The 16,777-nt window shown below is 69.9% G+C and carries 17 protein-coding genes; 8 read left to right on the top strand and 9 right to left on the bottom strand.

Going from position 1 to position 16,777, the window contains the following annotated elements:
* Window positions 1–40: 40 nt before the first annotated feature.
* From OG435_RS41005 to OG435_RS41020, 4 genes are all read left to right on the top strand, one after another.
* Window positions 41–280 carry a hypothetical protein gene (locus tag OG435_RS41005; RefSeq protein WP_266885227.1) on the top strand — a complete coding sequence of 80 codons (240 nt, stop codon included), beginning with the start codon at window positions 41–43 and terminating at the stop codon, window positions 278–280.
* Window positions 277–858 (top strand): nucleotidyltransferase family protein, encoded by a 582-nt coding sequence (locus tag OG435_RS41010; protein ID WP_266885230.1) that lies wholly within the window; start codon window positions 277–279, stop codon window positions 856–858. The genes OG435_RS41005 and OG435_RS41010 overlap by 4 nt, the downstream gene beginning before the upstream one ends.
* A 263-nt stretch (window positions 859–1,121) precedes the next feature.
* Window positions 1,122–2,741, top strand: a complete 1,620-nt coding sequence (gene aceB, locus OG435_RS41015; protein ID WP_266885232.1) for a malate synthase A — start codon at window positions 1,122–1,124, stop codon at window positions 2,739–2,741.
* 287 nt (window positions 2,742–3,028) lie between these two features.
* Window positions 3,029–4,213: a GDSL-type esterase/lipase family protein gene (locus tag OG435_RS41020; RefSeq protein ID WP_266885234.1), complete on the top strand. Its 1,185-nt coding sequence runs from the start codon at window positions 3,029–3,031 to the stop codon at window positions 4,211–4,213.
* 72 nt (window positions 4,214–4,285) lie between these two features.
* Here the strand turns inward: OG435_RS41020 and OG435_RS41025 are convergent, their stop codons facing one another.
* Window positions 4,286–4,561, bottom strand: a complete 276-nt coding sequence (locus OG435_RS41025; RefSeq protein ID WP_323188005.1) for a VOC family protein — start codon at window positions 4,559–4,561, stop codon at window positions 4,286–4,288.
* A gap of 29 nt (window positions 4,562–4,590) precedes the next feature.
* On the opposite strand from OG435_RS41025, the gene OG435_RS41030 reads away from it, so the two are divergent.
* Complete coding sequence (locus tag OG435_RS41030) at window positions 4,591–5,193, top strand: 3'-5' exonuclease (protein WP_266885236.1); 603 nt, start codon at window positions 4,591–4,593, stop codon at window positions 5,191–5,193.
* On the opposite strand, the gene OG435_RS41035 is transcribed toward OG435_RS41030, so the two are convergent.
* Window positions 5,190–7,247: an ATP-binding protein gene (locus tag OG435_RS41035; RefSeq protein ID WP_266885239.1), complete on the bottom strand. Its 2,058-nt coding sequence runs from the start codon at window positions 7,245–7,247 to the stop codon at window positions 5,190–5,192. The two genes, OG435_RS41030 and OG435_RS41035, sit on opposite strands and share 4 nt — an antisense overlap.
* Before the next feature lie 127 nt (window positions 7,248–7,374).
* Here OG435_RS41035 and OG435_RS41040 point away from each other — a divergent pair, with 127 nt between their 5' ends.
* Window positions 7,375–8,448: an Lrp/AsnC family transcriptional regulator gene (locus OG435_RS41040; protein ID WP_266885241.1), complete on the top strand. Its 1,074-nt coding sequence runs from the start codon at window positions 7,375–7,377 to the stop codon at window positions 8,446–8,448.
* Window positions 8,449–8,633: 185 nt separating this feature from the next.
* Here OG435_RS41040 and OG435_RS41045 read toward each other — a convergent pair whose 3' ends face one another.
* The 7 genes from OG435_RS41045 to OG435_RS41075 form a co-directional block, all read right to left on the bottom strand.
* The gene (locus tag OG435_RS41045) at window positions 8,634–10,040 is read right to left on the bottom strand and encodes a nucleobase:cation symporter-2 family protein (protein ID WP_430625852.1); all 1,407 of its coding nucleotides are present in this window, start codon (window positions 10,038–10,040) and stop codon (window positions 8,634–8,636) included.
* A 388-nt stretch (window positions 10,041–10,428) separates the two neighbouring features.
* Complete coding sequence (locus OG435_RS41050) at window positions 10,429–11,832, bottom strand: 8-oxoguanine deaminase (protein ID WP_266885243.1); 1,404 nt, start codon at window positions 11,830–11,832, stop codon at window positions 10,429–10,431.
* Between the two features lie 211 nt (window positions 11,833–12,043).
* Complete coding sequence (gene pucL / locus OG435_RS41055; protein ID WP_031149253.1) at window positions 12,044–12,967, bottom strand: factor-independent urate hydroxylase; 924 nt, start codon at window positions 12,965–12,967, stop codon at window positions 12,044–12,046.
* 1 nt (window position 12,968) lies between these two features.
* Complete coding sequence (uraH, locus tag OG435_RS41060; protein ID WP_250740538.1) at window positions 12,969–13,361, bottom strand: hydroxyisourate hydrolase; 393 nt, start codon at window positions 13,359–13,361, stop codon at window positions 12,969–12,971.
* Between the two features lie 8 nt (window positions 13,362–13,369).
* Complete coding sequence (gene uraD / locus OG435_RS41065; protein WP_266885246.1) at window positions 13,370–13,885, bottom strand: 2-oxo-4-hydroxy-4-carboxy-5-ureidoimidazoline decarboxylase; 516 nt, start codon at window positions 13,883–13,885, stop codon at window positions 13,370–13,372.
* A gap of 154 nt (window positions 13,886–14,039) precedes the next feature.
* Window positions 14,040–14,438, bottom strand: a complete 399-nt coding sequence (locus OG435_RS41070; protein ID WP_266885248.1) for a helix-turn-helix domain-containing protein — start codon at window positions 14,436–14,438, stop codon at window positions 14,040–14,042.
* Window positions 14,435–14,686, bottom strand: a complete 252-nt coding sequence (locus tag OG435_RS41075) for a thiamine-binding protein (RefSeq protein ID WP_250740545.1) — start codon at window positions 14,684–14,686, stop codon at window positions 14,435–14,437. The genes OG435_RS41070 and OG435_RS41075 overlap by 4 nt, the downstream gene beginning before the upstream one ends.
* Before the next feature lie 125 nt (window positions 14,687–14,811).
* Here OG435_RS41075 and OG435_RS41080 point away from each other — a divergent pair, with 125 nt between their 5' ends.
* On the top strand, window positions 14,812–15,645 hold the full coding sequence (locus OG435_RS41080) for a TIM barrel protein (protein WP_243339126.1): 834 nt from the start codon (window positions 14,812–14,814) through the stop codon (window positions 15,643–15,645).
* 74 nt (window positions 15,646–15,719) lie between these two features.
* The gene (locus OG435_RS41085; RefSeq protein ID WP_250740546.1) at window positions 15,720–16,610 is read left to right on the top strand and encodes a 2-hydroxy-3-oxopropionate reductase; all 891 of its coding nucleotides are present in this window, start codon (window positions 15,720–15,722) and stop codon (window positions 16,608–16,610) included.
* Window positions 16,611–16,777: the final 167 nt, after the last annotated feature.

Here is a 16,777-nt window from a genome sequence, read left to right on the forward strand (position 1 = left end):
AGAATCGCTGCATTGGCCGCCGATTGGCAAGGGGATGCAGATGTTGACGAGGCTGACCGACCGTGACGAACGGGCCCTGCTCGTTGCCGCCGAGAACCGGATCGCCGAACCCCTGCACGTGGGGGCCGCGCTGGTGCGCGTGGGGGCAGCGCTGGCCGCCGTACGGCGCCTCCTGCGGCGCGAGCGAGAATCGGTGACATGTCACCCCACAGCAGCACCCCAGAGCAGCACCGAGGCCGGCCCTCCGCGACGGACGGCGCCGGGTCCGCTCCCCCGGTGATCGCAGGCCTGCTCCTCGCGGCGGGCGGCGGGCGGCGCCTGGGCGGCCGCCCGAAGGCCCTGCTGACCTACCGGGGCCGCCCGCTGGTGGAGAACGCCGTACGGGTCCTGCGCGAGGCGGGCTGCGGCCCGCTGCACGTGGTGCTCGGCGCCTCCGCGGCCGAGGTCCGCGAGCGCGCGGACCTGAGTGGCTGTGTGGTGACCGACAACCCGGACTGGGCCGAGGGCATGGGCTCCTCCCTGCGGGTCGGCCTCGCCTCGCTGGCCGGTACGGGCGCCCGCGCGGCCCTGGTCTCCCTCGTGGACCAGCCGGGCATCGGCCCGGAGGCGGTGGCCCGGGTCCGGGCCGCCTACCGCTCCCCGGCGAGCCTGGTCGCGGCGGCCTACGACGGCGAGCGCGGGCACCCGGTGCTCTTCGGGGCGGACCGCTGGCCGGACATCGTGATGACGGCCACGGGCGACAAGGGCGCGCGGGTGCACCTGACGAAGTATGCGACGGAGCTCACTCTGGTCGAGTGCGGGGACGTCGCGGAGGCCTTCGACATCGACACCCCTCCCGACCTGGCACGACTGGCCTGAGCAGGCTGTGACCACGATGGCACTGAGGGCCACCAGAGACCGGCCGGGATCCGGAATCTGTCGACTCAGAGAATCTCGACATCAACAAACCATTGAACTTCCACCATGAGGAAATTACTATCCACTGGTCAGAAGCGCCCTGAACCCCCAGACGGCGCCCGCGACCGTATCCCGGAACTCTCCACACCCGACGGCACTGCGTGCCGTCTCGCGCGAGCATTCCCCCGCGGCCGCCAGGCACCGCCGCTGAAGGAGTGACAGATATGTCCGCACCAGCGCCGTCATCGCTGGCCATCGTCGACGCCGAGCCCCTGCCCCGGCAGGACGAGGTCCTCACCGACGCGGCTCTCGCCTTCGTCGCGGAGCTCCACCGGCGGTTCGCCCCCCGCCGCGCCGAGCTCCTCGCCCGCCGCTCCGTGCGCCGCGCCGAGATCGCCCGCACTTCCACGCTCGACTTCCTCCCGGACACCGCACAGGTCCGCGAGGGCGACTGGAAGGTGGCGCCGGCCCCGGCCGCGCTGAACGACCGCCGTGTGGAGATCACCGGTCCGACGGACCGCAAGATGACCATCAACGCCCTGAACTCGGGCGCCAAGGTCTGGCTCGCCGACTTCGAGGACGCCTCGGCTCCCACCTGGGAGAACGTGGTCCTCGGCCAGCTCAACCTGATCGACGCCTACGAGCGCCGCATCGACTTCACCGACGCCCGCACCGGCAAGGCGTACGCCCTCAAGCCCGCCGAGGAGCTCGCCACCGTCGTGATGCGCCCGCGCGGCTGGCACCTCGAGGAGCGCCACCTGCAGTTCGAGGGCGGCCCGGCCTCCGGCTCGCTGGTCGACTTCGGCCTGTACTTCTTCCACAACGCCAAGCGCCTCATCGAGCTCGGCAAGGGCCCGTACTTCTACCTGCCGAAGACCGAGTCCCACCTGGAGGCGCGCCTCTGGAACGAGATCTTCGTCTTCGCCCAGGACTACGTCGGCATCCCGCAGGGCACCGTCCGCGCGACCGTCCTGATCGAGACGATCACGGCCGCGTACGAGATGGACGAGATCCTCTTCGAGCTGCGCGACCACGCGGCGGGCCTGAACGCCGGCCGCTGGGACTACCTCTTCTCCATCGTCAAGAACTTCCGTGACGGCGGCGAGAAGTTCGTCCTGCCGGACCGCAACGCGGTGACGATGACCGCCCCCTTCATGCGGGCGTACACCGAACTCCTCGTCAAGACCTGCCACAAGCGCGGCGCGCACGCCATCGGCGGCATGGCGGCCTTCATCCCGTCCCGCAAGGACGCCGAGGTCAACAAGGTCGCCTTCGAGAAGGTCAAGGCCGACAAGGACCGCGAGGCCGGCGACGGCTTCGACGGCTCCTGGGTCGCCCACCCCGACCTGGTCCCGATCGCGATGGCCTCCTTCGACGCGGTCCTGGGCGAGAAGCCCAACCAGAAGGACCGCCTCCGCGAGGACGTCTCCGTCGCGGCCGGCGAGCTCATCGCGATCGACTCCCTCGACGCGAAGCCCACGTACGACGGCCTGCGCAACGCCGTCCAGGTCGGCATCCGCTACATCGAGGCGTGGCTGCGCGGCCTCGGCGCCGTCGGCATCTTCGGCCTGATGGAGGACGCCGCCACCGCCGAGATCTCGCGCTCACAGATCTGGCAGTGGATCAACGCCGGCGTGGTCTTCGAGAACGGCAAGCTCGCCACCGCCGACCTCGCCCGCGAGGTCGCGGCCGCCGAACTCGCCGCGATCCGCGCCGAGGTCGGCGAGGAGGCCTTCACCTCCGGCAAGTGGCAGCAGGCCCACGACCTCCTGCTCCAGGTCTCCCTCGACGCCGACTACGCGGACTTCCTCACCCTCCCCGCGTACGACCAGCTCATCGGCTGACACCCCACCTTCGGCTGAATCGCACAGCAGCCGAAACCATGACAGCGCCCCCGAAGCCTTCCTGCTCCGGGGGCGCCGTCGTGTGTCCGGCCGTGGGCGCCTCCGCATGGTTGCGCCGAACGACCGGTCGGTTGTTACTTGTTCGTAACTTGCCTGTACCTAGCGGTAACAACGTGCGGGGTGGCACCTTTCCGATTGCCACCGGCCGGAGGTAACCCCCACTTACCCAGCCATGCGCCGGAGTTGTTCCTGGCTTCCGCATGGCCGACCGCAGGAGTTCCGCAGTGATGGGATTGCGCAACGACAGCAAGGACCGGGCCCGTCGGGTGCGACGACTGGCCGGGATCGGGATGGCGGTGCCGCTCGTCGCCGGAGCGCTGGTCGCCGGAGGAGCCGGGACGGCAGTGGCCGGGCCGGGGAGCGGACCCACGGCCGTGGTGTCCCTCGGCGACAGCTACATCTCCGGGGAGGCCGGCCGCTGGAAGGGCAACAGCCTGACCAACAGCGGGAACCGGACCGGCACCGACCGGGCCTGGGTCAGCGGCAGCAGCTACGACCCCGGCAAGGTCTACGGGGCCACCGCCGGCGGCTGCCACCGGTCGGACTCCGCCGAGGTGAAGAGCGCCGGGCCGATCGCCGACGTCGCGATCAACCTGGCCTGCTCCGGTGCGGTCTCGCAGAACGTGTTCCGCGCTTCCAACGGGGGTGTCGCCTTCAAGGGCGAGGCCCCGCAGGCCGATCAGCTCGCCGCCGTGGCCGCGAGCAACAACGTCAAGGTGATCGCGCTGTCCATCGGCGGCAACGACCTCGGCTTCGCCGACATCATCAAGGAGTGCGCGTACGACTTCGTGCTCTGGAACTCCTACTGCTACGACGATCAGCAGGAAGGGGTGGACGCGAAGATCGACGGGGTCATGGCCGGCGTCGGCAAGTCCGTGGACGAGGTGCGGGCCGTCATGCGCGGCGCCGGGTACGCCGACTCCTCGTACCGGATCGTGCTGCAGTCCTACCCCTCGCCGATCCCGCGCGGCGCGGAGAACCGGTACACCCAGAGCGACTGGAGCCGGCTCAACACCGGCGGCTGTCCCTTCTGGAACAAGGACTCCGACTGGGCGCGGGACTCCCTCGTGCCGCAGATCGCCGGGCGGCTGAAGGCGGTCGCCGCGGCGAAGGGCGTCCAGTTCCTGGACCTGAAGGACATGATGCAGGGGCGCGAGGTCTGCGCGAAGGCGAGCAAGCAGGTGACCACCGCGGCGCCGGCCTCGGCGAAGACGAGCGAGTGGGCCCGCTGGATCGACAGCAGCGAGACGCAGGGGCTGGTCCAGGAGTCCATGCACCCGAACCACTTCGGGCAGCTCGCGGCCGGTCGCTGCCTGGCGCTGGCCGTGGCGCAGCCGGCGACCGGCGGATTCGGCTGCAAGAACACCGCCGGGGCCGATCAGAGCGGGATGTACCTGACCCCGGCTCCGTAGGTCCGTAGGTCCGTAGTAACGATCCGTCGCGGCCCGGCCCTCGCGGCCTCGCCGCGGCGGGGTGCGGTAGTACTACGCGGACTCGTTGAGGACGGACAGGATGTTGCCCGCCGGGTCCTTGAACCAGGCGATGGACGGCATGCCGCGTTCCGTCGGGCGGACGATGCCCCTGTCGTCGGCGTCGAAGCCTTCGTAGCGCTCGAGGGCGACGTCTCGCGCGGCGAGTTCGTCGACCGTCTTGTCGATGTCGTCGACGGTGAAATTGAGAATCGTGAAGGTCGCGGGCTCGTGGTGCTCCCATGGTCCTCCCGGGCCCGGCGGTCGTCGACCGGTAAACCGGGTGATCATCCCGGCCGCGGGGTGGCATGCTCGCCCCCATGACAGTCCGTGGCGCGCGTCCCAGTCTCTACATCTCCGTCGACATCGAGGCCGACGGGCCCATCCCCGGGCCGTACTCGATGATCAGCTTCGGGGCCGCCGTGGCGGGGCGGCAGGACGGGGCTTCGTATACGGCCGCCGATCCGGAACGGGACACCTTCTACCGGGAGTTGCGCCCGATCAGTGAGGCGTACGTACCGGAGGCGCTCGCGGTCAGTGGGCTGGACCGGGACCGGCTGCTGCGCGAGGGGGCCGAACCGGTCCTTGCCATGGCGGAGTTCCGCGCGTGGGTGCGGGAGGTCTCCGCGGGGGCACAGCCGGTGATGTGCGCGTACCCGGCCTCCTTCGACTGGACCTTCCTGTACTGGTACTTAAAGAGCTTCGGCGGCGACAGCCCCTTCGGGCACTCGGGTTGCCTGGACATGAAGACCCTGTACGCGGCAAAGGCCCGGGTCCCGCTCCGCGCCGCCGTCAAGGGGCGCATGCCGCGCGAGCTGCTCTCGCGCCGGCCGCACACCCATCACGCGCTGGACGACGCGATCGAGCAGGCCGAGCTGATGAGCAACCTGATGACGTGGGTGCCGCCCGGTCAGGCCCGCTAGCCCGCCAGTTCCGGCAGGAGTTCGCGCAGTGGTGTCCGGGCGCCCGAGGCGTAGGCCGCGCGGAAGGCCTGGGGGGTGAGGCGGGCGCGGAGCGTGGGCTGGACGCGGGGGGTCCGGGCCGCGCGCGGGCGGGTGCGGGAGACCGCGCCGAGGAGGCGGGCGGCCTCGGCGTAGCGGCCCTGGTCCGCCTCCAGTTCGGCGAGGAGTTCCACCGAGAAGGCCTGCCCGAGGGTGTCGTCCAGCGCGAACTGGATCCGTAGGGCGCCGAGCAGTTCGGTACGGGCCCGTGCCGGGTGGCCCTCGTGGCGCTGGACCAGGGCGTGGGCGTAGCTCACCCAGGACCGGGCCCACAGGTCGGCCGGGCCGTCCGGCGGACCGCCCGGCGGACCGTCCTCGACCGGGACCGAGGCAGGGTCCGTACGGGCGGCCGCCAGGGTGCGCGCTGCGCGCAGGACTTCGCGGCCGGGACCGAACTCCGGCTCCGCCGGGAGGAGTTCCAGGCCCTCCCGGCATTCCTCCGCGGCGTCCTCGTACCGTCCCTCCCACAGCGCGATGGTCCCGCGCAGGTGCGCGAGGTACGCCAGGCAGGCGTCCTCCCCCTCGTACACAGCCGCGGTCCACGCCTCCACCAGCAGCGGATCGGCGCCGTGCGACTCCCCGAACGCGGCGACCAGCCATGCCGCGAGCCACAGCGCCCGGGCGGGCCGGGGAGCGGGATGCACGGCCAGGGCCCGTTCCACGTGCCGGCGCCCCTCCGCCGCCATCCCGCAGGCGGTCCACAGGAACCACAGCGACACCGCGATCTCCAGGGCCGCCCCCGGCCCTCCTGCGGCGAGCGGGTTCATCGCCGCGCGCAGCTCGGGGAGTTCCCGCAGGGCCAGGGCGCGCGCCTCCCGCTGCGCGCCGGCGCGCCACAGCTGCGCGGCCCGCTCCGCCACCACCCTGGAGCGTTCGCGGTGGCGCCGGGCGGTCGTCGCGCCGTCCCCGGCGGGTCCGTGCGCGAGCCGCCGGGCCGCGTACGCCCGTACGGACAGCGGCAGCCGGTAGCGGCCCTGGCCGGCGTCCGCGAGCAGGCCCGGGGCCAGCCGGAGCAGTGCCTCGACGGCGGAGTCCGGGGTGAGCGCCCCGAAGCCGCACACCTGGGCGACGGCCGCCCTGTCGAAGGATCCGGCGAAGACGGAGAGCCGCTCCCAGAGCAGGCGCTCGGCGGGCGAGGCCAGCCGCAGCGAGCGTTCGGCGTCGCCCCGGGTGCTGCGGCCGGCGCCGCCCGCGAGGAAGCCCAGCGGGTCGGAGCCGAGTCTGCGGAGCGCCTGCGCGGGCGCGTACTGGTGCGAGCGCCCCGCCGCGAGCTCCAGTGCGCCCGGGATCCCGTCGAGCGCCCGGCACAGCGCGGCCACGGCGCCCGCGTTGCGGTCGGTCAGCTCGAAGAAGGGGTCCGCGCCGCGCGCCCGCTCCTCGAAGAGCCGTACGGCCGCGTAGCCGGCGACGTCGGCGACCGGGAACCGCCGGGCGGGGTCGGGAGCACCGTGCCCCGGCGCGACCGACGGCGACAGCGACGGCGGCGGGGACGGCCACGGGGACAGCGGCTGCACGGAGGGCGCGGTCGGCACCGACAGCGGCGGTACGGCGAACACCGTTTCCCCGGGGATCCGCAGGCGCCGCTGCGACGTGGCCAGAATCCGTAGCCCCGGCAGGCGCAGCAACCCGGCCGCGAGCCCCGCACCGGCCTCCCCAAGCTGTTCGCAGCCGTCGAGCACGAGCAGCGCCTCACGCCCCGCGAGGCCCTCCGCGAGCTCCGCTCCGAGACCCTCCCAGCACCGCTCGGGCAGGGCCGCGAGGTCCGCCCAGACGACGTCCAGGCCCTCGCTGTCGCCGAGCGTGCGGACGGTGCGCACCGCGAGCCGGGTCTTGCCGATGCCGGCCGGTCCGGTGAGCGTGACCAGGCGTTCCGTGGCGAGCAGGAAGGCGAGGGCGGTGAGCTCCCGCTCCCGCCCGATGAAGCTCGACAATTCGGCGGGCACCGCCTGCCGCACGCCCGAGCCGGCCTCCCCCACACATCCTCCCGCGATGCTTGAAACGTGCGCACCGACGTGTGGTCAACAGGTGAGCGCGCAAAGAGAGATGATCGGGTCATCTTCCCGTTGTCCCGTCACCGACCGGGAGAACCACCAAGGAGAGGGTATGAACTCGGCCATTTCCGCCATCGACGACACGGACCGGGCGCTCGTCCACGCACTCCAGCTCGCACCCCGCGCGAGCTGGGAACTGCTGGGTCCGGTGCTCGGCGCGCGCCCGGACACCCTGGCGCGCCGCTGGGAGCGGCTCACCGCGTCCGGCGAGGCGTGGCTGAGCGGACTCGGGCTGCGCACCGGCGCCACGAAGCCCTGCATGGCGTGGGTGGAGGTCACCTGCGCGGCGGGCACCTCGCCCTCGGTGGGGGACGTGCTCGTCGCGGATCCGCACGCCCTGGGGGTCGAACACACCACCGGGGGCCGGGACCTGCTCGTCTTCGTGGCCGTACCCGACCTGCCGACGCTGTACTCCTACCTGTCCTCCCGGGTGCAGCGGATCCCGGGCGTGGTCGGCACCCGGACCTCGATGGTGACGGCCGTGCACTACGCCCCGGACCGCTGGCGCCTGGACCAGCTGACCCCGACCCAGATCGGCCTGCTGACCCGGCGGACCCGGCGGCCGGCGGGCTCCGCCGCCCCGGACCGGTCGTCGGTGGTACCGCTCCAGGAGGAGGACCGGCCGCTGGTCCTGGCCCTGGCCTCGGACGCCCGGCGCACCGTGGCCTCGCTGGCCCGGGAGTTCGCGATGAGCGAGTCGACCGTACGGCGCCGGCTGGCGCGGCTGGAGAACGGGCAGAGCCTGCGCTACAGCTGTGCGCTGACCTCCTCGCTGTCGGGCTGGCCGGTCTCGGCGACGCTGTGGGCGGAGGCCTCCGAGTTCGAGCTCGCCGACTGCGCGGCGGTCGCCGCGGGGCTGCGCGAGACCCGGATCTGCATGTCCGTCAGCGGCCCCTGGAATTTCATGATCAGCGCCCGGCTGCGCACGGTGGAGGACCTGTCCCGCTACACGGCGGAGCTCACCCGACGGCTGCGCGGCCTGCGCATCACGGACTCGGCGGTGGCCCTCCAGGTCCGCAAGACGGAGGCCCAGGAACTGGACCGCCACGGCCACCGCGTACGCACGGTCACCCCGGACATCTGGTCGGACCCGGTCCTGGCGGACTCCAGCCCCGCCGGCGTTTGAGGCGCGGGGTCCGGGGCAGAGCCCCGGGAACCTCGGCCGGAGTCTGCCCGCGACGTCGCACTCGGCGCCGCAGACGCGTACGGCGGTGCGGACGCCAACCCCGCAGTGGGTGACGTACGCACCGCCGTATCGCGCGCACGGACCGGACCGGCCCGGTCAGCGCTCACCGGCCGGGACCAGCCCGGTCAGTGCACCGGTACCGGATCCGGCGCGGCCGAGGCCGAGCCCTTCTTGGCACCGAGGTGGTTGAAGGCCAGGTTCAGCGCGATGGCCACGACGCAGCCGGTGCTGATCCCGGAGTCCAGGACGACCAGGAGGTCCTCCGGGAAGGCGTGGTAGAAGCCGGGGGCCGCGATCGGGATCAGGCCGATGCCGAGCGAGGCGGCGACGATCAGGGCGTTCTCGCCCTTCTCCATGGCCGCGCCGGCCAGGGTCTGGATGCCGCTGGCGGCCACCGAGCCGAAGAGGACGATGCCCGCGCCGCCGAGCACGGGCAGCGGTACGACTCCGATGACGGAGGCGGCGATGGGACACAGGCCCAGCAGGATCAGGATGCCGCCGCCGGCCGCGACGACGAACCGGCTGCGGACCTTGGTCATGGCGACCAGCCCGATGTTCTGCGCGAAGGCGCTGCACATGAACCCGTTGAACAGCGGGCTGAGCGCACTGCCCAGGGTGTCGGCGCGCAGGCCGCCCTCGATGGTCTTCGCGTCCGCCGGGCGGCCGACGATCTTGCCCAGCGCGAGGATGTCGGCGGTGGACTCGGTCATGCACACCAGCATCACGATGCACATGGAGATGATCGCGGCGACCTGGAACTGCGGCGCCCCGAAGTGGAACGGCGTGGGGAAGCCCACGAGATCGGCGTTCCTGACGGCGTCGAAGTTCGTCATGCCCAGCGGCAGCGCTATGAGCGTGCCGGCGACCAGGCCGAGGAGGATGGAGATCTGTTGGAGGAAGCCGCGCAGGAACTTGCGCATCAGCAGGACGATCGCGAGGGTGACGGCGGCCATGGCGATGTTCTTCATCGAGCCGTAGCCGGCGGCGTGACTGTTCCCGCCCTGCGACCAGTTGAAGGCCACGGGGAGCAGTGAGACGCCGATCAGGGTGATGACCGTACCGGTGACGACCGGTGGGAAGAACCGGACCAGTTTGCCGAAGTACGGGGCGGCGAAGAAGCCGATGACTCCGGCGACGATGATCGCGCCGAAGATGACCGGGATGGCGTTGTCGCCCTCGCCCTTGCCGATGGCGATCATCGGGGTCACTCCGGCGAAGGAAACGCCGTTGACGAAGGGGAGTTTGGCCCCGATCTTCCAGAACCCGAGGGTCTGGAGGAGGGTGGCGAGCCCCGCGGTGAAGAGGGAGGCCCCCATCAGGAAAGCGGTCTCGGTGGCGGAGAGGCCCACGGCCGGACCGACGATCATGGGCGGGGCCACTACACCCGCGTACATGGCGGCCACGTGCTGGAGACCGCTGGTGAACATTTTCAGCGGGGGCAGGGTCTCGTCGACCGGGTGTTTTCCCCCCGGGTCCTGGGAGACCTGCGGTACTGCGACTGCGTCTTTGCGAAACCTGGGCGCCTGGGCCACGGCTTCCTCCGAACTGTTTAACACGCCGGCAGGGACGTGATGTGTCTGGGAGGTGGTGCGAAAGCTGTGCGAGTCGAGCTGTATGGAGTTGTGGGTGATGCGGTGAACCGGTGATGCGAATATTTGTTCGAACGGATGTGGAAACGATTCGCCCGAGTCGTTTCCACGCACGGGCGGCCCGGGGCCGCCGGGCAAGGAAGTCAAAAGTGAGCTGGAGGTGCCGTAGCAGTGGCGCGGTACACGAGCTGCGGGGCCAGTGGCACGAGTCACCGCTCCCGGGGCGCCTTCGGAAAAACCTCGGGCGCCACCCGGGAACAGCTGCCACGGACCCCGCTCGGGTCCGCGGCCGCCGGCCGGGGGCCGTCCCCCCCGGCCGGACTCCGTGGGATCAGGCCTGCGCGGAGATCCGCGCGAGGCGCTGGGCCTCTTCCCGCGTGGACACCGCGATGGCGTCCTCGTCGGCGAAGAGCAGACGGTTGTTCTCGACGATCTGCTTGCCGTTGACGAACGACGCGGTGACCGGGGCCGCCGCACCGAAGACCAGCGCCGTGACCGGGTCGGCGATCGAGGAGTGCAGGAGGGTGTTCAGGTTCCAGAGCACCAGGTCGGCGCACTTGCCGACCTCCAGCGAACCGATGTTCGAGGCGCGGCCGAGGACCTGGGCGCCACCGAAGGTACCGAGGCGCAGGGCCTGGCGGGCGTTGAGCGCACGCTCGCGGTGAACCGGGTTCAGGCGGTTGATGAGCAGCGCGTTGCGCAGCTCGGTGTGCAGCTCACCGGACTCGTTGGAGGCGGTGCCGTCCACGCCGAGGCCGACCGGGACACCGGCGGCGAGCATGTCCGGGACGCGGGCGATGCCGGCGGCCAGACGGGCGTTGGAGGACGGGCAGTGCGCGACACCGGTCTTGGTACGGGCGAACGCGGCGATGTCGGAGTCGTTCATGTGGACGCTGTGCGCCATCCACACGTCCTCGCCGAGCCAGCCGGTCGACTCGAAGTAGTCGGTCGGGCCCATGCCGAACAGTTCCTTGCAGAACTGCTCTTCCTCGACGGTCTCCGAGCCGTGCGTGTGCATGCGCACACCCAGGCGGCGGGCCATCTCGGCGCCCTGCTTCAGCAGCTCGGTGGAGACCGAGAAGGGGGAGCAGGGGGCGACGGCGACCTGGGTCATCGCGTCGAAGGAGGAGTCGTGGTACTTCTTCACGGTCGCCTCGGTGTCCGCGAGGGCACCTTCGAGGGTCTCGACCGCGTGGTCCGGCGGCAGGCCGCCGTCCTTCTCGCTGCGGTCCATGGAGCCACGGGCGAGGGTGAAGCGGACGCCCATCTCGGACGCGGCGCGGATGATCGACCCGGAGAGGTCGCCCGAGCCCTTGGGGAAGACGTAGTGGTGGTCCATCGCGGTGGTGACGCCACCCTTGGCCATCGCGGCGAGGGAGCCCTGCGCGGCCGTGTACGTCATCTGCTCGTCGATGCGCGCCCACGTCGGGTACAGCGCGACCAGCCAGTTGAAGAGGTTGTGGTCGGTGGCCAGACCACGCGTGATCCACTGGTAGAAGTGGTGGTGCGTGTTGACCAGACCGGGGGTCACGAGGTGCCCGGTGCCGTCGATGCGGCGGACGACGTTCTCGAGGTTCTCGGGGGCCTTGCCCGCACCGACGAACTCGATCTTGTTACCGGCGAGCACCACATGACCCGAGGCGTACTCGGTGTCGTTGGCGTCGACGGTCGCAATCGCACAGTTTTCGATGACGATGCGCTCTACGGCGCTGTCATTGGCTGCCGATGCTGCCATGGGACTTCCTCGTGCTTTCAGTGGCGGTGCGGGCACGGCAAAACCCAGGGGATTTGAGTGCCGGAGCCGGGGGCCTTGACAGCTGACAGTACTGCCGCCCCGTGTGGTGCGTCCGGGTGCCGATTCAGGAAGTTCAGAAGTGTGTCGAAAGTGCTGACGGGTGTCGCGCCGCCCCGGGGCCACTGCGGAGCCCCGGGACGCGCGTGCCACATCAGAGGTTGGTCATGTCCACGGGGATACGGGCGTCTACGCCGTCGCGGAGGACCGTCGCCTCGATCAGACCGTACGGACGGTCCGCGGCGAAGTAGACCTCGTTGTCGTTCTTGAGACCGAAGGGCTCGAGGTCGACGAGGAAGTGGTGCTTGTTCGGGAGCGAGAAGCGAACCTCGTCGATCTCCGAACGGTGGTTGATGATGCGCGAACCCATCTGGTACAGGGTCTGCTGCAGCGACAGGGAGTAGGTCTCCGCGAAGGCCTGGAGCATGTGCTTCCGGGTCTCGGCGTAGGACTTCTCCCAGTTGGGCATCCGCTGCTCGTCGTCCGACCAGTTGAAGCGCCAGCGAGCCGAAACCTGGGTCGCCAGGATGCGGTCGTAGGCCTCCTTCAGGGTCGTGTACTTGTCCTTCACGTAACCCCAGAACTCGGAGTTCGTGGAGTTCATGACGACGAGGTCCTTGAGGCCGGAGATGACCTCCCAGTTCTTGCCGTCGTACGTGATCTGGGTGACCCGGGTCTCCATGCCCTCGCGGACGAAGGAGTGGTTCACCTCGTCGGAGCCGATGAACTTGGAGTTCGCGTCCGAGGTCGCGATCCGGGACCAGGAGTACTCCTCGATCCGGATGCGGGCCTTCTGGATCGGCTCCTGGCTGTTGACGAACCAACGCGCCAGGTGGATGCCGAACTGCTCGGCGGACTCGATGCCGTACTCCTTGGCGAACGCGTACACCGTGTTCTTGGTGGTGTCCGTCGGCAGGACGTTGGCGTTCGAGCCGGAGTAGTGGACGTCGTCCATGTCACCCGAGAGGGCGACCGAGACGTTCAGGTCCTTGATGTGGTGGGTGTCGCCGTCCCGCGTGATCTTGACTACGCGGTTCTCTGCTTTGCCGTACTGGTTCTGGCCCAGAATGGTGGCCATGCTAGCTCCCTCGGTAAACGGAGTAGCCGAACGGGTTGAGCAGCAGCGGTACGTGATAGTGCTCGCCCGGGTTCACCGCGAAGGTGATGGTGACCTCGGGGAAGAACGCACCGCTGTCCCTTACGCGGGGGGCGTCCTGCTGTGCCTCGGCGGCTTGCTTCTTGGAGAAGTACGTCTCGGTCTCGAAGTCGAGGCGCACGTGGGTGGTGCCCTCCGGCAGCGCCGGCAGGTCCTTGCAGCGCCCGTCGGCATCGGTGGCGGATCCGCCCAGGGCCGCCCACTCGCCGTCGAGACCCGTACGGGCCGACAGGGAGATCGCGACGCCTTCGGCGGGCTTTCCGATGCTGGTGTCCAGGATGTGCGTGGACACCGACGCGGTGGTCTCAGTGCTCATGCTCGGTCTTACTCTCCTTCTACGGTTTCCACGAGGCGGGTCAGGCGGATCCGGTTGATCTTGACGAGCTCGCCACGAGCGATTTCCCGCTCCTGTTCCGGCGAGTTCTCGATCCGGACCTTGACCGCGTCCCGCATGAACTCACCGGTCGCACCGGTGGCGCAGATGAGGAAGACGTGGCCGAACTTCTCCTGGTAAGCCAGGTTCAGTTCGAGGAGCTCGGTCTTGAGCTCCTCCGAGGCACCGGCCATGCCGCGCTGCTCGCGGGCGGAGGTCGGGTCTCCCGGCTTCGGCCGGCCGATCGGCGCGTGTCCACCCATCGCCTCGCCCAGGTCCTCCGCGGTGAGCTCGGCCATGGCGGCCTCGTTCGCGGAGAACAGGGTGTCGACGGTGGTGAAGGGGCGCTGGGCGAGCAGCTTGCTGCCCCATGCCGAGCTGGCACACACCTCGTGGAGCTCGGCCGTGGCCGCGCTGTCGTCCAAGGCGTTGAACCGGGTGAGACCCGGGGTCGGACTCGAAGTCACGGTAGGCCTCCGTGGCCTGTTGTTGCTTTGACGGGCTGCGCATAGCTAACGCCCTCGACAACACGGCGTCAACACTTTGTTGAAACTTCCCGTACACAAAAGCCGCCGCCCGGGTGAATTGGGCGGCGGCTCGTCACGGTGAGTCAATCAGGATTCACTCTTGGTTGGTCACTGTGGACCCTTTGGGAGTGTTTGAGTCCCTGTTCAAGTAGTTGTAGACCGTGAAGCGACTCACGCCCAGGGCCCCCGCAACCGTTTCCACGCCGTGCCGGACCGAGAAGGCGCCGCGCGCCTCCAGTATCCGTACGACGTCCTGCTTGGACTTCCGGTCGAGCTGGGACAACGGTACGCCGTGCCGACGCTCCAGCGCCGCCAGGATGTGGTCCAGCGAGTCGGAGAGCTGCGGCAGCCGTACGGCCAGCAGATCCTGACCCTCCCAGGCGAGCACGACGTCGTCGGGCTGGGCCAGGGACGGATCCATCAGCTCGCCGCCCATCGCGTCCACCAGCGGCTTGACCGCGGCGACGAACGGGTGGTCCCGGGGCTCGGTCATGGCGTGTCCTCTCCGATCACATTGACCTGGAGCGAGACGCGCGTGGCTCCGGCCTCCAGGGAGTTCCGCAGCAGCGCGGTGACCGCGGTCAGCACCGCCTCGGACTCCCCTTCGGCCGTGTTGCCGAACGGGCCGACATCCACCGCGTCCAGCTGGGCCGTCTGAATGACCTCGCGAGCGGCTACGGCATGGGCAGGGGCCTCTTCTAGATCGAAGGGCTCGGTCGTGAACTCCACTCTCAATCGCACGCGCTCAAGCTACCCGGCAGTCCGGACTTTTCGGGAGGCGGTACTTGACAACCGGGCCGCCCTGCTTGCAGTCTTCCATCAGGCAGAAACTAACTTCCGCAATACGGAAGGAGCGCACACCCCTCATGGGATACACGGACCAGCGCTTCGATGTAAATCTTTCGATCCTCTTCACGGAACTCCCGCTCCTGGAGCGTCCCGCGGCTGCCGCCGCAGCGGGCTTCACGGCGGTCGAGCTGTGGTGGCCCTGGATCGAGACCCCCACCCCCGCTCAGGAGGAGCTCGACGCCCTCAAGACCGCTCTTGAGGACGCCGGCACCCAGCTGGTGGGCCTGAACTTCTACGCCGGCCAGCTGCCGGGTCCCGACCGCGGTGCGGTTTCGGTTCCCGGTGAGGAGTCGGAGCGCTTCAACGCCAACATCAACGTGGCGGCGGACTTCGCCGCCTCGGTCGGCTGCAAGGCGCTGAACGCCCTCTACGGCAACCGCGTCGAAGGCGTGGACCCGGCCGTTCAGGACGAGCTCGCCCTGAAGAACCTGGTCGTGGCGGCTCAGGCCGCGGACCGCGTCGGCGCGATCCTCCTGATCGAGACCCTGAACAAGCCCGAGTCGCCGCTCTACCCCCTGGTGAGCGCCCCGGCCGGCATCGAGGTAGTGGACAAGGTGAACGAGGCCACCGGCCTCGGGAACGCCAAGTTCCTGCTCGACCTGTACCACCTGGCGATGAACGATGAGGACCTCTCCGAGGTCATCGAAAAGTACGCCGCCAAGACCGGACACGTCCAGATTGCGGACAAGCCGGGACGAGGTGCCCCCGGCACCGGCGAGCTGCCCCTCGAAGAGCTGCTCGATCAGCTCCAGAAGGCCGGCTACCAGGGCTTTGTCGGTCTCGAGTACAAGGCCGCCGACGCCGCCGCCTCCTTCGCGTGGCTGCCGGCCGAGGCCCGCGCCGCGAAGTAAGCGGAAAAGTCCGGGCGAACAGCCAGGCACCTGACGAACTTTTCGTACGAAGCATTAAGAGAAGGACCCTCATCATGAGCAACCTCCCCAAGATCGCATGGGTCGGCCTTGGCATCATGGGCTCCCCCATGGCCGAGAACCTCCTGAAGGCCGGCTACTCGGTCACCGGCTTCACGCTGGAGCAGGACAAGCTGGACCGCCTCGCCGCGGCCGGTGGCTCCGCCGCCGGTTCGATCGCCGAGGCCGTCAAGGACGCCGACGTCATCATTACGATGGTGCCCGCCTCCCCGCAGGTCGAGGCCATCTCCTACGGTGAGAACGGCATCCTCGAGAACGCCAAGTCCGGCGCGCTGATCATCGATATGTCGTCGATCACCCCGCAGACCTCGATCGACCTGGCGAAGAACGCCGCCGCCAAGGGCATCCGCGTCATCGACGCCCCGGTGTCCGGTGGCGAGGCCGGTGCCATCGAGGCCGTCCTGTCGATCATGGTGGGTGGCGAGCAGGCCGACTTCGACGAGGCCCTGCCGGTCCTCGAGGCCCTCGGCAAGGTCATCGTCCTGTGCGGCCCGCACGGCTCCGGCCAGACGGTGAAGGCTGCCAACCAGCTCATCGTCGCGGTGAACATCCAGGCGTGCGCCGAGGCCGTCGTCTTCCTCGAGAAGTCGGGCGTGAACCTCGAAGCCGCTCTGGACGTGCTCAACGGCGGTCTGGCCGGCTCCACGGTCCTGACCCGCAAGAAGGCCAACTTCCTGAACCGCGACTTCAAGCCCGGTTTCCGGATCGACCTGCACCACAAGGACATGGGCATCGTCACCGACGCCGCCCGCAACGTCGGTGCGGCCCTCCCGGTCGGCGCGGTCGTCGCCCAGCTGGTCGCCTCGCTGCGCGCCCAAGGTGACGGTGGCCTGGACCACTCCGCGCTGCTCCGCGCGGTCGAGCGCCTCTCCGGCGCCCAGATCTGAGCTCCGCTCGGATAGGCGGCCCGGTCACGATCCCGATCGTCCCGATCGGCGGGCCGCCGCCCGCCCCGCTCGCGGGGCCCTGAGTTTCCGGATGGTGCCGGCGCTGACACCTGTCCTGTCGCGCCCAAGTGCCGGCACCGTCCGGATCACCTCTCCCCTCCTCTTTC

Source organism: Streptomyces sp. NBC_01264, from assembly GCF_026340675.1.
In the GTDB taxonomy this organism is placed as follows: Bacteria; Actinomycetota; Actinomycetes; order Streptomycetales; family Streptomycetaceae; genus Streptomyces.